Origin of the sequence: Pseudomonas sp. TMW22091, from assembly GCF_022496705.1 — a bacterium.
GTDB classification, from domain to species: domain Bacteria; phylum Pseudomonadota; class Gammaproteobacteria; order Pseudomonadales; family Pseudomonadaceae; genus Aquipseudomonas; species Aquipseudomonas saxonica.
In genome coordinates this window covers 69239-84981 of the sequence record NZ_SCFI01000011.1, presented here as the reverse complement: position 1 = coordinate 84981, position 15743 = coordinate 69239, and the positions used below count along the sequence as shown (strand labels likewise).

17 protein-coding genes are annotated in these 15743 nt (G+C 57.1%); 11 read left to right on the top strand and 6 right to left on the bottom strand.

What is annotated here, in order from left to right; genetic code table 11:
• Positions 1 to 25: 25 nt before the first annotated feature.
• Positions 26 to 1063 (bottom strand): rod shape-determining protein MreB, encoded by a 1038-nt coding sequence (mreB, locus tag EQV93_RS18560; RefSeq protein WP_002555108.1) that lies wholly within the window; start codon positions 1061 to 1063, stop codon positions 26 to 28.
• Positions 1064 to 1273: 210 nt separating this feature from the next.
• On the opposite strand from mreB, the gene gatC reads away from it, so the two are divergent.
• The 5 genes from gatC to EQV93_RS18535 all read left to right on the top strand — a co-directional run bounded on the left by gatC (position 1274) and on the right by EQV93_RS18535 (position 6124).
• Positions 1274 to 1561 (top strand): Asp-tRNA(Asn)/Glu-tRNA(Gln) amidotransferase subunit GatC, encoded by a 288-nt coding sequence (gatC, locus tag EQV93_RS18555; protein WP_122786377.1) that lies wholly within the window; start codon positions 1274 to 1276, stop codon positions 1559 to 1561.
• Between the two features lie 15 nt (positions 1562 to 1576).
• Entirely contained in the window at positions 1577 to 3028 is a 1452-nt protein-coding gene (gene gatA / locus EQV93_RS18550) for an Asp-tRNA(Asn)/Glu-tRNA(Gln) amidotransferase subunit GatA (protein WP_146385444.1), read from the top strand.
• A 10-nt stretch (positions 3029 to 3038) separates the two neighbouring features.
• A complete protein-coding gene (gene gatB, locus EQV93_RS18545) occupies positions 3039 to 4484 on the top strand; it encodes an Asp-tRNA(Asn)/Glu-tRNA(Gln) amidotransferase subunit GatB (RefSeq protein ID WP_122786375.1) in 1446 nt (481 codons plus the stop codon).
• Between the two features lie 180 nt (positions 4485 to 4664).
• Complete coding sequence (locus tag EQV93_RS18540) at positions 4665 to 5036, top strand: septal ring lytic transglycosylase RlpA family protein (RefSeq protein ID WP_122786374.1); 372 nt, start codon at positions 4665 to 4667, stop codon at positions 5034 to 5036.
• 47 nt (positions 5037 to 5083) lie between these two features.
• Positions 5084 to 6124, top strand: coding sequence for a calcium/sodium antiporter (locus EQV93_RS18535; protein ID WP_122786490.1), 1041 nt, complete (start codon positions 5084 to 5086; stop codon positions 6122 to 6124).
• Between the two features lie 9 nt (positions 6125 to 6133).
• Here EQV93_RS18535 and EQV93_RS18530 read toward each other — a convergent pair whose 3' ends face one another.
• From EQV93_RS18530 to EQV93_RS18520, 3 genes are all read right to left on the bottom strand, one after another.
• Complete coding sequence (locus EQV93_RS18530) at positions 6134 to 7075, bottom strand: AEC family transporter (protein WP_240892145.1); 942 nt, start codon at positions 7073 to 7075, stop codon at positions 6134 to 6136.
• Between the two features lie 67 nt (positions 7076 to 7142).
• A complete protein-coding gene (locus EQV93_RS18525) occupies positions 7143 to 7616 on the bottom strand; it encodes a WbuC family cupin fold metalloprotein (protein ID WP_122786372.1) in 474 nt (157 codons plus the stop codon).
• A gap of 17 nt (positions 7617 to 7633) precedes the next feature.
• Positions 7634 to 8191, bottom strand: coding sequence for a hypoxanthine-guanine phosphoribosyltransferase (locus EQV93_RS18520; protein ID WP_122786371.1), 558 nt, complete (start codon positions 8189 to 8191; stop codon positions 7634 to 7636).
• 165 nt (positions 8192 to 8356) lie between these two features.
• Between EQV93_RS18520 and upp the strand changes: the two genes are divergently transcribed.
• Positions 8357 to 8995: a uracil phosphoribosyltransferase gene (gene upp / locus EQV93_RS18515; RefSeq protein ID WP_122786370.1), complete on the top strand. Its 639-nt coding sequence runs from the start codon at positions 8357 to 8359 to the stop codon at positions 8993 to 8995.
• Between the two features lies 1 nt (position 8996).
• Positions 8997 to 10271 (top strand): uracil-xanthine permease family protein, encoded by a 1275-nt coding sequence (locus tag EQV93_RS18510; protein WP_122786369.1) that lies wholly within the window; start codon positions 8997 to 8999, stop codon positions 10269 to 10271.
• 81 nt (positions 10272 to 10352) lie between these two features.
• On the opposite strand, the gene hemH is transcribed toward EQV93_RS18510, so the two are convergent.
• Both hemH and EQV93_RS18500 read right to left on the bottom strand, forming a co-directional pair.
• Positions 10353 to 11378, bottom strand: a complete 1026-nt coding sequence (gene hemH / locus EQV93_RS18505) for a ferrochelatase (protein WP_122786368.1) — start codon at positions 11376 to 11378, stop codon at positions 10353 to 10355.
• A 13-nt stretch (positions 11379 to 11391) separates the two neighbouring features.
• Positions 11392 to 12294 (bottom strand): TIGR01777 family oxidoreductase, encoded by a 903-nt coding sequence (locus tag EQV93_RS18500; RefSeq protein WP_240892144.1) that lies wholly within the window; start codon positions 12292 to 12294, stop codon positions 11392 to 11394.
• A 192-nt stretch (positions 12295 to 12486) separates the two neighbouring features.
• On the opposite strand from EQV93_RS18500, the gene EQV93_RS18495 reads away from it, so the two are divergent.
• The 4 genes from EQV93_RS18495 (at position 12487) to EQV93_RS18480 (ending at position 15737) form a co-directional block, all read left to right on the top strand.
• Positions 12487 to 13476, top strand: a complete 990-nt coding sequence (locus EQV93_RS18495) for an NAD(P)/FAD-dependent oxidoreductase (protein WP_122786366.1) — start codon at positions 12487 to 12489, stop codon at positions 13474 to 13476.
• A complete protein-coding gene (locus tag EQV93_RS18490) occupies positions 13473 to 13688 on the top strand; it encodes a TIGR02450 family Trp-rich protein (RefSeq protein ID WP_122786365.1) in 216 nt (71 codons plus the stop codon). Before EQV93_RS18495 ends, EQV93_RS18490 begins: the two co-directional genes overlap by 4 nt.
• Before the next feature lie 142 nt (positions 13689 to 13830).
• The gene (locus tag EQV93_RS18485; protein WP_122786489.1) at positions 13831 to 14799 is read left to right on the top strand and encodes a DUF523 and DUF1722 domain-containing protein; all 969 of its coding nucleotides are present in this window, start codon (positions 13831 to 13833) and stop codon (positions 14797 to 14799) included.
• A 2-nt stretch (positions 14800 to 14801) separates the two neighbouring features.
• A complete protein-coding gene (locus EQV93_RS18480) occupies positions 14802 to 15737 on the top strand; it encodes a MerR family transcriptional regulator (protein ID WP_240892143.1) in 936 nt (311 codons plus the stop codon).
• Positions 15738 to 15743: the final 6 nt, after the last annotated feature.

Here is a 15743-nt window from a genome sequence, read left to right as displayed (position 1 = left end):
AACCGTAGAACTGCACCAGACGATCTTATTCGCTGGAAAGCAGGTCCATCGTGTGTTTGTCCATCATTTCCAGTGCACGGCCACCACCACGAGCAACGCAGGTCAGCGGGTCTTCGGCGACGATCACCGGCAGACCGGTTTCCTGGGCCAGCAACTTGTCGAGGTCACGCAACAGGGCGCCACCACCGGTCAGTACCAAACCACGCTCGGCGATGTCCGAAGCCAACTCTGGCGGCGATTGCTCCAGAGCGCTTTTCACGGCCTGAACGATGGTTGCCAGCGACTCTTGCAGAGCCTCAAGCACTTCGTTGGAGTTCAGGGTGAACGCTCGGGGTACGCCTTCTGCCAGGTTACGGCCGCGCACGTCGACTTCACGCACTTCACCACCCGGATAAGCTGTACCGATTTCCTGCTTGATACGCTCAGCGGTCGATTCACCGATCAGGCTGCCGTAGTTACGGCGCACATAGGTAATGATCGCTTCGTCGAAGCGGTCGCCACCAACCCGCACTGACTCGGCGTAAACCACACCGTTCAGGGAGATCAAGGCAATTTCAGTGGTCCCGCCACCGATATCGACGACCATCGAACCGCGTGCTTCTTCAACCGGCAAGCCGGCACCGATGGCGGCTGCCATTGGCTCTTCGATCAGAAACACTTCGCGGGCACCGGCACCCAGTGCCGATTCACGAATAGCGCGACGTTCGACCTGAGTCGATTTGCATGGCACACAAATCAGAACCCGAGGGCTTGGTTGCAGAAAACTGTTTTCGTGCACTTTGTTGATGAAATACTGCAGCATCTTTTCGCAAACGCTGAAATCAGCGATCACGCCGTCCTTCATCGGACGAATGGCAGCAATGTTGCCCGGTGTACGGCCAAGCATACGCTTAGCCTCGGTGCCAACGGCAACGACACTTTTCTGGTTACCGTGCGTCCGAATAGCCACAACCGATGGCTCATTCAGGACAATACCGCGCTCACGCACGTAAATAAGGGTGTTGGCAGTGCCCAGGTCAATGGAAAGATCGCTGGAAAACATGCCACGCAGTTTCTTGAACATGGGAAAGGGACCCTAGGCAACGCGTGGGTAAAAAAGTGCGGCAAACTCTAACAACGACAGGGATTTTGGGCAAGGCGCCAATATGTTAAATTGGCAGCTTTTCAGAGCACCAGCCCCCACAATCGCGGCCATTAGACCGTAGAAATGCGGTAGTGTTCCGACAATCTAACACACGGATAGCATCCGTCTTGTTTTCCACTGGAGAATCCCATGGCGCTTGAACGCTCCGACGTGGAAAAAATCGCTCATTTGGCCCGTCTGGGTCTCAATGATGCCGATATTCCACGCACCACCGAAGCTCTTAACAGCATTTTGGGGCTAATTGACCAGATGCAGGCTGTCGATACCACGGGTATCGAGCCTCTGGCTCACCCCCTGGAAGCCAGCCAGCGCCTGCGTGCAGACGTCGTGACTGAGACTAATCATCGCGAGGCGTACCAGTCCATCGCACCGGCGGTCGAAAAAGGCCTCTACCTGGTTCCTAAAGTCATCGAGTAAAAGGAAAGAGCCTGCATGCATCAATTGACTCTGGCCGAGATCGCTCGCGGACTCGCCGATAAAAAGTTTTCTTCCGAAGAGCTGACCAAGACCCTGCTGGCGCGTATCGCTCAGCTCGATCCTCAGCTCAACAGTTTTATCACCCTCACCGAAGACCTCGCCCTAGAGCAGGCCAAGGCCGCCGACGCACGTCGCGCCAACGGTGAAACCGGCGCTCTGCTGGGCGCGCCCATTGGTCATAAAGACCTGTTCTGCACCCTGGGCGTGCGCACCAGTTGCGGCTCGAAGATGCTCGACAACTTCAAAGCCCCGTATGACGCCACCGTGGTGTCCAAGCTGGCAGCTGCCGGTGCTGTGACCCTTGGCAAGACCAACATGGACGAGTTCGCCATGGGTTCGGCCAACGAATCGAGCTACTACGGCGCGGTCAAAAACCCGTGGAACCTTGAGCACGTGCCCGGTGGTTCGTCGGGGGGCTCGGCAGCCGCCGTTGCTGCCCGCCTGTTGCCCGCGGCAACCGGCACCGACACCGGCGGTTCTATCCGACAGCCGGCAGCGCTGACCAACCTCACCGGCCTGAAACCGACTTACGGTCGCGTTTCACGCTGGGGCATGATTGCCTACGCGTCCAGCCTTGATCAGGGCGGCCCTTTGGCGCGCACCGCTGAAGACTGCGCTATTTTGTTACAAGGCATGGCTGGCTTCGACCCGCAAGACTCCACCAGCATCGATGAGCCCGTGCCGGACTACAGCGCCACCCTCAACGGTTCGCTGCAAGGCCTGCGCATCGGCGTGCCTAAAGAGTACTTCAGCGAAGGTCTTGACCCTCGTATTGCCGAACTGATCCACACCAGCGTCAAAGAACTTGAAAAGCTCGGTGCCGTGATCAAGACCATCAGCCTGCCTAACATGCAGCACGCAATCCCTGCGTACTACGTGATCGCGCCGGCTGAAGCATCCTCTAACCTGTCGCGTTTTGACGGCGTGCGCTTCGGTCATCGTTGCGAAGATCCTAAAGACCTCACTGACCTGTACAAGCGTTCGCGCGCCGAAGGCTTTGGCCCTGAAGTGCAGCGCCGGATTCTGGTGGGAGCTTATGCTCTGTCCGCCGGCTACTACGACGCTTACTACCTGCAAGCTCAAAAAATCCGTCGCCTGATCAAAAACGACTTCATGACCGCTTTCAATGAAGTCGACATCATCCTCGGCCCAACCACGCCTAACCCGGCCTGGAAAATCGGCGCTAAAAACAGCGACCCGGTTTCTGCCTATCTGGAAGACGTGTACACCATCACCGCTAACCTCGCGGGCCTGCCAGGCCTGTCGATGCCAGCCGGTTTTGTTGACGGGTTGCCTGTGGGCGTGCAGTTGCTGGCACCCTACTTTCAGGAAGGTCGCTTGCTCAATGTCGCCCACCAGTATCAGTTGAATACTGACTGGCACACGCGCTCACCTGCCGGCTTCTGAGGAGAAACATATGCAATGGGAAGTTGTGATCGGGCTGGAAATTCACTCCCAGCTCGCCACCCAATCGAAGATTTTCTCCGGTAGCGCCACCACGTTCGGCTCTGAGCCGAACACTCAGGCCAGCCTGGTTGACCTGGGCATGCCAGGGGTTTTACCGGTGCTCAACGAAGAAGCCGTGCGCATGGCCGTGATGTTCGGCCTGGCGGTTGATGCCGAAATCGGTCAGCACAGCGTGTTTGCCCGCAAGAACTACTTCTACCCGGATTTGCCCAAGGGCTACCAGATCAGTCAGATGGAACTGCCTATCGTCGGCAAAGGCCATCTGGACATCACACTGGAAGACGGCACCGTTAAACGTGTCGGCATCACCCGTGCCCACCTGGAAGAAGACGCGGGTAAAAGCCTGCACGAAGATTTCAGCGGCGCTACCGGCATCGACCTGAACCGGGCCGGCACGCCGTTGCTCGAAATCGTTTCCGAACCGGACATGCGCAGCGCCAAAGAGGCCGTGGCTTACGTCAAAGCCATGCACGCGCTCGTTCGCTACCTGGGCATCTGCGATGGCAACATGGCCGAAGGTTCGTTACGTTGCGACTGCAACGTGTCGATTCGCCCGGTGGGTCAGGCCGAATTCGGTACTCGTTGCGAGATCAAGAACGTCAACTCGTTCCGCTTCATCGAAAAGGCCATCAACAGCGAAGTTCAGCGCCAGATCGAACTGATCGAAGACGGTGGCAAGGTCATCCAGCAAACCCGCCTGTATGACCCGAACAAAGATGAAACCCGCGCCATGCGCAGCAAGGAAGAAGCTAACGACTACCGTTACTTCCCCGATCCTGACCTGCTGCCGGTGGTGATCGAAGATTCGTTTATCGAAGACGTGCGCGCCACCCTGCCAGAATTGCCACCGCAAAAGCGCGAGCGCTTCCAGTCGCAGTTCGGGCTGTCGGCTTACGACTCAAGCGTACTGGCATCAAGCCGTGAACAAGCGGACTACTTCGAAAAAGTCGTCAGCATCAGTGGCGACGCCAAACTGGCGGCCAACTGGGTCATGGTTGAGTTGGGCAGCCTGCTCAACAAGCAAGGCCTGGACATTGATCAGTCGCCAGTCACTGCCGAACAACTGGGCGGCATGTTGCAACGCATCAAGGACAACACCATCTCCGGCAAGATTGCCAAAGTGGTGCTTGAAGCAATGGCTAACGGCGAAGGCAGCGCTGACGAGATCATCGAAAAACGCGGCCTCAAGCAAGTGACAGACAGCGGCGCGATTGAAAAAGTGCTGGATGAAGTACTGGCGGCCAACGCAGAACAAGTCGAGCAATACCGTGCGGCAGACGAAGCCAAGCGCGGCAAGATGTTCGGCTTCTTCGTCGGTCAGGCCATGAAAGCGTCCAAAGGCAAAGCCAACCCGCAACAGGTCAACGAACTGCTGAAAAGCAAACTCGAAGGCTAAAGCAATGCGAAACCCGTAGCAGCTGCCGCAGGCTGCGTCCGATTGCGAAGCGATCGTAAATCAGGAACCGCGGTTCAAAGTTTGAATTGAACACTTCTGGTTTACGACGGCTTCGCCGCCGAACGCAGCCTGCGGCAGCTGCTACGGGTGGCATTTTTCATAGCAATATAAGGATTCCCCATGAAGCAGCTACTCGGCGCCTGCGCCCTGCTCAGCTTGCTCGCCGGCTGTGCCAGCCATGACATTGACCCTCGCGGTTATGACAAGACAGGCATGGCCTCTTATTACGGCGCTCGCCATCACGGCAAACGCACTGCCAGCGGTGAACCCTTCAACCAGCACGGTCTCACCGCCGCCCACCCCAGCCTGCAATTTGGCAGCCGGGTACTGGTGACCAACCTCAGCAACGACAAGTCTGTTGTGGTCCGCATCAATGATCGCGGCCCGCATACACGAGGGCGAATCATTGATCTGTCTCGTCAGGCCGCTCAACAGTTGGATATGCTGCGCAGCGGCACTGCTAAAGTCCGCGTGCAGGGCTTGAGCGATTAATCGAGGGGGTGGGTATTTTCGGGTTGAACGCATTATCTGCGTGGAGCTTGCTGCAATTGCTCGGCGGCCTTGTGCTGTTGATCGCCGGAGCGCAACTGCTGGTGCGCTGCGCCGAGCACATCGCCGCTAAATTGAAGGTTCGCCCGCTACTCATCGGCTTGACCGTTGTCGCGATGGGCAGCAGCGCGCCCCAAATGACGGTCAGCCTGCAAGCGGCATTCAACGACACGGCAGACATTGCCGTCGGCAGTGTCATTGGCAGTAACATTTTCAACATCCTTGTCACCCTTGGCCTCTCGGCCCTGATCATTCCGCTGCGGGTATCGCGCCAACTGGTGCGAATCGACATCCCGTTAATGATCCTCGCCAGCGCCATGGTCTTCACGCTGGCCCTGAACCATCAGCTCGACCGTCTGGACGGGGTCTTGCTACTGGGCGGCCTGCTGATCTACCTGCTCCTGCTGCTGCACCAATCGCGCCACAGCGGCCATCATCACCCCCATCACGATCGCCCACCGACGTCATGGCTACGCACGCTCTCGCTGATGGGTTGCGCGTTGCTGCTCCTGGGGATTGCCGGCCACCTGCTGTTGGGGGCGGCACTGGAGGTGGCCTCAGAGCTCGGCTTGTCCGAACGCATCATCGGCCTGACCATTGTCGCCGTCAGCACCTCACTGCCCGAATTGGCGACCTCCTTGATCGCCGCGTTTCGCGGCCAGCGTGAAATAGCCGTCGGCAACGTGATTGGCAGCAACGTATTCAACCTGCTGGGGGTGCTTGGGCTCACCGCCCTGCTGGCACCCTCACCGTTATCCGTTTCGCCTAATGCACTGGCCTTCGACCTGCCAGTCATGCTCGGGGTCGCGGTACTGTGCTTGCCCGTGTTCTATAGCGGCTATCGCATCACACGGTTGGAGGGTTTGCTGTTTCTGGGGTTGTATCTGGCATATGGTCTGCACGTGGTGTCATTCACTACCGGCATGCCGCTGGCAAGCAAGCTCGAACACCTGATGTTCTTTTATATCCTGCCGGCATTGCTGGTGTTTGTGCTGTTGAGCGCCGTGCAAGCATGGCGTCGGCAGCACTGAAGCATGGTGTTAAATCCAGCCACCCCACTGCAACACAAAAATCCCGATGTTGGTGGTGATTGCCGCCATCAAGGTGGTGATCACGATAATCGCCGCGGCCAATTCATGATTGCCATTGGCCGCCCGCGCCATGACATAACTGGCGGCGGCAGTCGGGCTGGCGAAGTATAAAAACAACGTCCCCAGTTCAGCCCCGCGAAAACCACACAGCCAAGCGCCCAAAGTAGCCAGCAACGGCAAACTGACCATTTTGACCAGACTGGCACTCACCGCTACCTTGCCGCTTTTGCGCAAGCTGGCCAGCGACAGCGTGCCGCCAATACAGATCAGCGCCAGCGGCAAGGTCATTGCGGCCAGGTATTCCCCAGAGGCCTGCAACCAGCCGGGCAGGCCAATTTTAAAGGCCGCAAAGGGTACAGCCGCCAACACACTGATGATCAGCGGGTTCTTGACCACACTTTTGCAAATGCTCCACGGGTCAGACTTGATCACCGGGCTGTAAACCGCCAGCACAATGGTCGACAAGGTGTTGAAGAGCAAAATCACCAGACCGGCGAGCACCGCTCCCAGCGAAATGCCGTAGTCACCGTACATGCTGGCCGCCAGCGCCAACCCGATAACCCCGTTATTACCGCGAAACGCACCTTGTGTGTAGATGCCACGGTCTTCACGCGGGCACCGCCAAATCGCCCAACCCCATGCCAATGCAAAGCTGATCAGCGTTGCCAGCGTGAAGTAACCGAGCACTTTGGGCTGCATCGCAGCCCTGAGGTCAGCGTGCAAAATACCCAGAAACAACAACGCCGGCATGGTGACGTTAAACACCAGAGCCGACGCAGTATGGATAAAGTTGTCATTGATCCAGCCCACACGCTTGAGCGCCACGCCTAAAAACAACATGGCAAATACGGGGGCGGTAATAGAGAGCGTCTGAAGGAAAATGGCCAGCATGTCAGCACGCTCTAGGACGTAAGCAAGCTAACGGTATACCAGCTTTTTGGGCAAAGGTTAAGACAGGTCACACGAACTGCGCACGCATCCAGGCCTGATACTCAGCCACACCTGGCTCCCCCTCACGAGGTGCCCAGTGGGCCAGCTCACCGTCGCCCACGGGTTGATAGGGCCCGGCTTTGCATTCAAACATCAAGCTGTCCGGCTCCAGTACCACCAAGGCATGAAACACACCTGGCGGCAGATCAACCCCAAGGCTATTACCGCCCGCTTGCAACACGCGCTTGTCGAGTACCTGACCGTCTTCATCGAAGATCAGCACCCCCAGTGTGCCCCTGAGCACCAACAAGGTTTCAGCCTTCTCGCTGCTCAAATGGCGATGCGGTGGCACATAGGTTGACGGTTGCAGCCCTACCACCATGCGATGACAAGACTCCTGCATCTGATGAAGGTTGTGATGCTGGCGACCGCGAGGGTTACCGGCAGCTTTCTCGGCCAGATCGTCAAACAGCGATTTATCAAGAAAGCGTGGGCTAACCATAGGAAAAACGTCCTTGTTTACAAACCTTTAACCGCGTAAATGCCGGCAGCGTTACGCCAGTAACCTTTGTAATCCATGCCATAACCAAAGATGTAACGGTCAATGCACGGCAACCCCGCGTAATCGGCTTTCAGGCCAGGGCTCGCTTTGCGGTCATGCTCTTTATCAATCAGCACGGCAGTATGAACTTGACGGGCACCCGCGTGCTTGCAGAAATCCACAATCGCGCTAAGGGTGTGACCCTCGTCGAGAATGTCATCGATAATCAGCACGTGACGGTCCATAAAGGACACTTCCGGCTTGGCTTTCCAGAACAGGTCACCGCCGCTGGTTTGGTTGCGATAGCGCGTGGCGTGCAGGTAAGACGATTCAAGCGGGAATTTCAGGTGGGTGAGCAGCTTGCCAGCAAAAATCAGGCCGCCGTTCATCACACAGAACACCACTGGATTGGTCTCAGCCATTTCGGCTGTGATTTGCGCGCCGACACGGGCGATAGACGCCTCGACTTCAGCTTCGGTGTACAGGCAGTCAGCCTCTCGCATGACTTGACGGATATGCTCGAGATCAGCAGACATGACGCTCTCCAGGGGGGGTTGTGCAAGAAAAGCGGGCAAAGGTACGCATCCGCATGGCTCAGATCAAGCATTTATGGACTAACGTGCACTAATGTCTGTAGGACATAACCTCGGATTAGATTAATCTAGGCCGGTTTTTTTGCCTGCCCCCCGGAGTCTTTCCCTATGCCCACTCTTGAGATCCGCCATCCGCTGATCCGCCACAAACTCGGCTTGATGCGCCGCGCTGACATTAGCACGAAGAACTTCCGTGAGCTCGCACAGGAAGTCGGCGCGCTGCTGACTTACGAAGCCACTAAAGATCTGACGCTCGAATCCTACGAAATTGCAGGGTGGAGCGGCAAAGTTATGGTTGAAAAAATTGCCGGTAAGAAAATTACCGTCGTACCTATCCTGCGCGCCGGTATCGGCATGCTGGAAGGTGTTCTGAGCCTGATCCCGGGTGCCAAAGTAAGTGCTGTAGGCGTTGCCCGCAACGAAGAAACCCTGCAAGCCCACACTTACCTGGAAAAACTGGTACCGGAAATCGATGAGCGTCTGGCGATGATCATTGACCCGATGCTGGCCACCGGTTCGTCGATGGTTGCCACCATTGACCTGTTGAAGAAAGCCGGCTGTAAAGAAATCCGCGCCATGGTGCTGGTTGCCGCGCCAGAAGGTATTGCAGCGGTTGAAGCAGCACACCCTGATGTAACCATCTACACCGCGTCCATTGATGAGCGCCTTGACGATCATGGCTACATCATTCCGGGCTTGGGTGATGCCGGCGACAAGATCTTCGGCACCAAGCAAAAGGACGCATAACATGCAGGACGAGTTCAATGACCCGCTCTGGCGCCAGATTATTTCTGGTGCGCAGATGCTCTTCGTGGCCTTTGGCGCGTTGGTGTTGATGCCTCTGATTACAGGCCTCGACCCTAACGTTGCGCTGTTCACGGCGGGTCTCGGGACTCTGCTGTTCCAGATCGTGACCCGGCGCCAGGTGCCGGTCTTTCTGGCGTCGAGTTTTGCGTTTATCACCCCGATCATTCTCGCCAAAGGCCAATTTGGCCTGGCAGCGACGATGGGCGGCGTCATGGCAGCCGGTTTCGTGTACACCTTTCTCGGGTTTGCAGTGAAACTCAAAGGCACCGGTTTTATTGACCGCCTTCTGCCACCCGTGGTGATTGGCCCGGTCATCATCTCGATCGGCCTGGCGATGGCACCGATTGCTGCGCACATGGCCATGGGCCGTGCGGAAGATGGCACCGAACTGATCCATTACCAAACCGCCATGCTGATCTCGATGCCAGCCTTATTGACCACCTTGATCGTGGCGGTATTCGGCAAAGGGATTTTCCGTCTGGTACCCATCATTGCGGGCGTTCTGGTCGGTTTTGGCATGGCGTTCTACTTCGGCGTCGTCGACACCGCCAAGATCGCGGCAGCCCCTTGGTTCGCCTTGCCGCACTTCACGGCTCCCGAGTTCAACTGGCAAGCAATTCTGTTTATCGTGCCCGTGGCGTTGGCCCCGGCCATTGAACACATTGGTGGCGTGATAGCCGTGGGCAGCGTGACTGGCCGCGACTACCTGAAAAATCCGGGCCTGCATCGCACGTTGTTTGGTGACGGCATTGCCACCACCGCAGCGGGATTGCTCGGCGGCCCACCCAACACCACCTACGCCGAAGTGACGGGCGCAGTGATGCTGACCAAGAACTACAACCCGAAAATCATGACCTGGGCAGCGATCTTCGCTATCAGCCTGGCCTTTATCGGTAAGTTCGGCGCATTGCTGCAAAGCATTCCGGTGCCGGTGATGGGCGGGATTCTGTGCCTGTTGTTCGGTTCGATTGCAGCCGTGGGCATGAACACCCTGATTCGCCATCAAGTCGACCTCAGTGAAGCGCGCAATCTGGTGATTGTGTCGGTGACTCTGGTGTTTGGTATTGGCGGCGTGCTGATCGGCACGGGGATGGGCCCGGAAGACTTCGGTCTTAAAGGCATCGCGTTGTGCGCCATCGTGGCGATCGCGCTGAACCTGATACTGCCGGGTAATGACAGTTGGAAAAAGAAAAAAGGTGATGAGCCGATTATCTAAATCGGCTTGACCCTCACCCTGCCTTGGACTGTTAGTCCCCTCTCCCTCTGGGAGAGGGTTAGGGTGAGGGGCTTTTGACCTTTAGAGCGCCATCGGCGCCCGTTCACATAATGTATTCAGCGCCTTGGCCCACTCAGGGTTGTCATTGAGACACGGCACAAGCACCAACTCTTCACCCCCCGCCTCAATAAACTGCTCGCGCCCACGATCGCCAATCTCTTCCAGGGTTTCAATGCAATCGGCCACAAACGCCGGGCACATCACCAATACCTTCTTCACACCTTGCTTGGCCAACTCATCCAGACGTGCCTCGGTATAAGGTTCGATCCACTTCGCACGGCCCAAACGCGACTGGAACGCGACTGACCATTGCCCCTCAGCCAAGCCCATGCGCTGCGCAAAAGCTTGCGCCGTTCGCAGGCACTGCGCCCTGTAGCACGTAGCCATGACCGCAGGCGACGCATACTGGCAGCAGTCCTCACTCTTCAGGCAGTGATTGCCGGTGGGGTCGAGCTTATGCAAGTGCCGCTCGGGCAAACCATGAAAACTCAGCAGCAGGTGATCGTAATCCTGCTCAAGGTGCGGCCTGGCACTCTCCACCAAGGCATCCAGGTATTCAGGCTGATCATAAAACGGCTGCACAATTGAAAACTGCACCGCCAGCTTTTTGGTTTTGACCACCCGCTTGGCTTCTTCAATCACCGTAGTCACCGTACTGTCGGCGAACTGTGGATAAAGCGGCGCAAGCGTGACCTTTTTAATCCCTTGAGCCGCCAAACGGGTCAACACCGTTTCGATGGAAGGCTCGCCATAGCGCATGGCCAATTCCACCGGCCCCTGTTTCCACTCCTTGGTCATAGCCTGCTGCAAGCGCCGACTAAGGACTACAAGCGGTGATCCTTCGTCCCACCAGATGGACGCATAGGCATGGGCTGACTGCTCGGGACGCTTGATCAGGATCAGCGACACAATCAAACGCCTCAAGGGCCACGGCACGTCAATGACGTACGGGTCCATCAAAAACTGGTTCAAGTAGCTGCGTACATCCGCTACCGAAGTAGAGGCCGGCGAACCCAGGTTAACCAGCAAAAGCGCGTGCTCGGTCATGCAACATCCTATTTCAGAGGCGGGCGGACAAATCATCCAGCGCCGCACGTAAATCAGTGAACTGAAAAATGAACCCGGTGGCCAGCAATCGGGCCGGTGTCGCCCGCTGACCACCCAACAACAACAGTGACAACTCACCCAAACCGACCCGCAGCACAAACGCGGGCAATGGTAAAAATGCCGGGCGATGCAACACTTGACCCAAGGTTTTGGCAAATTCGGCATTACGTACAGGGTGCGGCGCGCAGGCATTATATGGGCCGGTCGCGGCATTCTCATGCACAAGAAAATCAATCAGGGCTATTTGGTCTTTGATATGAATCCACGGCATCCATTGCCGCCCATTGCCTATCGAGCCGCCCAGCGCCAGCTTGAAGGGCAGCAACAAACGTGACAAAAAGCCACCTTCAGCAGCCAGTACCAGACCCGTGCGCACCAACACCACACGTATGCCCAATGCCTGAGCACGCTGCGCTGTCTCTTCCCAGGCGATACACAGATGGCTGGCGAAGTCGTCATTGACCGGAGGCGATTCCTCCGTCAGTTCGCGCTCGCCACCATCGCCGTACCACCCCACTGCCGATCCGGAGACCAATACCGAAGGCTTCTGTTCGCGGCTTTCAAGCCAGGCCACGAGTGTTTCAGTCAGGGTAATTCGACTGCTCCACAGCACGGACTTACGCTTACGAGTCCACGGGCGATCCGCTATCGGCGCACCAGCCAAGTTAATGACCGCATCCAACGGTTCTTGACCCAGCTCTTCAAGAACGGCAACACCCCTGACTCCCTCACCACACAATTCCCTCACACGCTCAGGGCGCCGACTCAATACACTCAGGCGATAGCCTTTGGCCAGCCAATGCCGGCAAAGCTGGCGACCGATCAAGCCTGTACCGCCGGTCAGCAAAATGTGCATGAGGTGATCCTCGCTGTAAGTTTTATCGGATGCACTGGTCTATTTTTAAAGAAAGCCCAATCCTCAGGGCCTCTGACCTGAAAGAAGAATAGGCCAGACTGACCCGACAGGCGCACTAAAACCTATACTAATAAAATAATTTGTACAGGAATTAACGAGGCAGTAGTCTGTGCAAACTGGATCGAGGCCACTATGACTGTACCTATCGCAATTATCGGGGCCGGCATTGCCGGGCTTTCAGCAGCACGCAAACTTCACGATGCCGGGCTCACGGTGCACTTGTTTGACAAAAGTCGGGGCAGTGGCGGACGGATGTCCAGCAAGCGCAGCGACGCCGGCTCACTGGATCTGGGGGCTCAATACTTCACTGCCCGCAACCCGCGCTTTGTTTCAGAAGTTAATCGCTGGCACTCCGAAGGCTGGGCCAGCGAATGGAAGCCGCATCTGTACAACAATCACACAGATGGTCAATTGACCCCATCACCCGACGAGCAAACACGCTGGGTCGGCAACCCGCGCATGAGTGCAATTACCCGGGGCTTGTTAGGCCATTTGACCGCGAGCTTCATGTGCCGGATTACCGAGCTGATTCGCGGTGAAAAACACTGGCACCTGCAAGATGCCGAAGGCAATGACCACGGCCCGTTCAGTCATGTGATCGTGGCGACCCCGGCACCGCAGGCAACGGCCCTGCTCGCCACTGCACCCAAACTTGCCAGTGCTGCCGCCGGCGTAAAAATGGACCCGACCTGGGCCGTGGTTCTCGCCTTTGAAACGGCATTGGACACGGTCATCGATGGTTGTTTTGTACAAGACAGTCCACTCGACTGGGTGGCTCGCAACAGCAGCAAACCCGGGCGTGACAGCAAACCGGACACTTGGGTTCTGCACGCAACCAGCGCGTGGAGCAAAGAACACATCGATATGCCCAAAGAAGCCGTCATCGAACATTTGCATGGTGCATTTGCCGAACTGATGCATATCACCGTTCCTGCACCGATCTTTACCTTGGCGCACCGCTGGCTGTATGCACGTCCTGCGGGAGCCCATGAGTGGGGTGTTCTGGCAGACTCCGATCTGGGCCTCTATGCCTGTGGCGACTGGTGCCTGTCCGGGCGGGTCGAAGGCGCATGGCTGAGTGGACAGGAAGCTGCCCGCCGGGTTATCGAGCGTTTGCAGTGAACCGCATCAACCCTCGCAAACTGCTGCTGTCCAAGTGGACAGCAGCCACCCCTGAACACCGCGAAAAACACTTTCTGGTCACCGACGTGTTTTGTGATGAGGAAGGCACCGTGCTCGATATCGAGTTGCAAGCGGTGCTGACCCAACGCACTCAGCGCATGCCCTGGCAACGTCTGCAGGACATGCAGACCTGGACAATGGGCTGGAAATAATAGACGCCCCTCCCCCCTGCGAACCCCGCAATCTCACAAATAGTTGTACAAGTAATTTGTACTTGTACAACGCCAAGCCTATGATGAACTCAAGTTGTACATCTTACAAAAGATGTACAAGAAATTCTTGGAGGTTCATGACATGGCCAACGACACCTCAACGCGTTGCAAGCCAAAAATCGCCATCAGCGCTTGCTTGCTGGGAGCGGAAGTTCGCTTTAACGGCGGCCATAAAGAGTCGCGGCTGTGCAGTCAGGCCTTGAGTGAACATTTCGATTTTGTGCCCCTGTGCCCTGAAGTCGCGATTGGTCTGGGCATTCCGCGCCAACCGATCCGTCTTGTCGGCGACCCGACCATGCCCCAAGCAGTAGGCAGCGTCGACAGCACGCTGGATGTGACTCACGCACTGCATGACTACGGCGTGAGCATGGCGGCCACGCACACTGATATTTGCGGCTACATCTTTATGCAAAAGTCGCCTTCCTGCGGGCTTGAGCGGGTGAAGGTGTACCAGGATGGCGGCAGACCGGCAGAGTTGAGCGGGCGAGGCATTTATGCACAGGCCTTTTGCGCCGCGCATCCCGATTTACCGGTCGAAGAAGACGGCCGCTTGAACGACCCCATCCTGCGTGAAAACTTTCTTACCCGGGTATACGCCTACAGTGCGTGGCAAGACCTGCTCAAAGCGGGCCTCACCCGCCGCTCACTGACCGAGTTTCATGCGCGCTACAAATACCTGCTGATGGCCCACCATCCCGTGCAATACAAAACATTGGGCAACCTACTGGGCAGCATGGGGAAAGCGCCCCCTCAAGCCATTGCAGCGCAGTACTTCAGCGAACTGATGAAGGCGCTGAAAAAATGCGCGACCCGGCGCACTCATACCAATGTGCTGCAACACATTAGCGGCTACCTCAAGCAATCCATCAGCCGCGAAGACAAGCAAGAAATGCAGCAATTGATCGTGCAATACCTCAACGGCATTGTGCCGCTGGTCGTTCCGCTTACGCTGCTCAAACATCACTTTCGCCTGCACCCGGATCCCTATATTGCGCGTCAGGTTTATCTGCAACCGCACCCTGAAAATCTCAGCCTGCGTAATGCGATCTGACCATGAGTGATGACCGCCCCATGACGAATATTCCCGACAACGACTACAGCCAGGCACTCGCTGAAGGCTGGCGGCCGATCCGCGAAGTGGCCCGCATAACCGGCGTGAATGCCGTGACCCTGCGCGCGTGGGAGCGCCGCTATGGCTTGATCGTTCCGCACCGCACGGCCAAAGGCCACCGCCTGTTTTCGCCCGACCAGATTCTGCGCATAAAGCACATCCTGACCTGGCTTAACCGCGGTGTATCAGTGAGTCAGGTGAAACCGTTACTGGACTCTGCGCCCGCCTTCCACGAGCCTGCTGATAATGACTGGCAGGCGTGGCGGCAAGCCCTGACGCGGGCAATCAGCGAACTGTCCGAGCGCAAGCTCGATGACAATGTGAATCAGGTGATGTCGCTCTACCCTGCCCGCACGCTCTGCAAACAGCTATTAATCCCCCTGATCCGCGAGCTGGAACAACGCTGGCAGGGCCAGTTCGGCACGCAGCTGGAGCGCGCGTTCTTTAACTCCTGGTTACGCAGCAAACTGGGGGCGCGGGTTTACCACAATAATCGCTCAGTAAGCGGCGCCCCCGTTCTGTTGATCAACCAGTCGTCCCAACCCTTCGAAGCCGCTCTATGGCTGACCGCCCTGCTGGTCAGCAGCAGCCATTGCCCGGTTGAAGTCTTCGACACGCCAGTACCCGCAGGTGAGCTTGGGCTGGCTGTTGAACGCCTGAAAGCCCGTGCGGTAGTGCTCTACTCAAGCCAAGCCCTGAACACCCAGCTATTGCCCAAACTATTGGCCTGGATCAACTGCCCGATTGTGCTTGCCGGAACCTGTGTCCGTATCCACAGCACGGAACTGGCCATTACTACCACCGAAATTGCCGGATTGACGCTTGCCAACGACCCGCTTGAAGCCCACCAGCAACTCGACCAACTCGGTCTTATATAAGCGAGG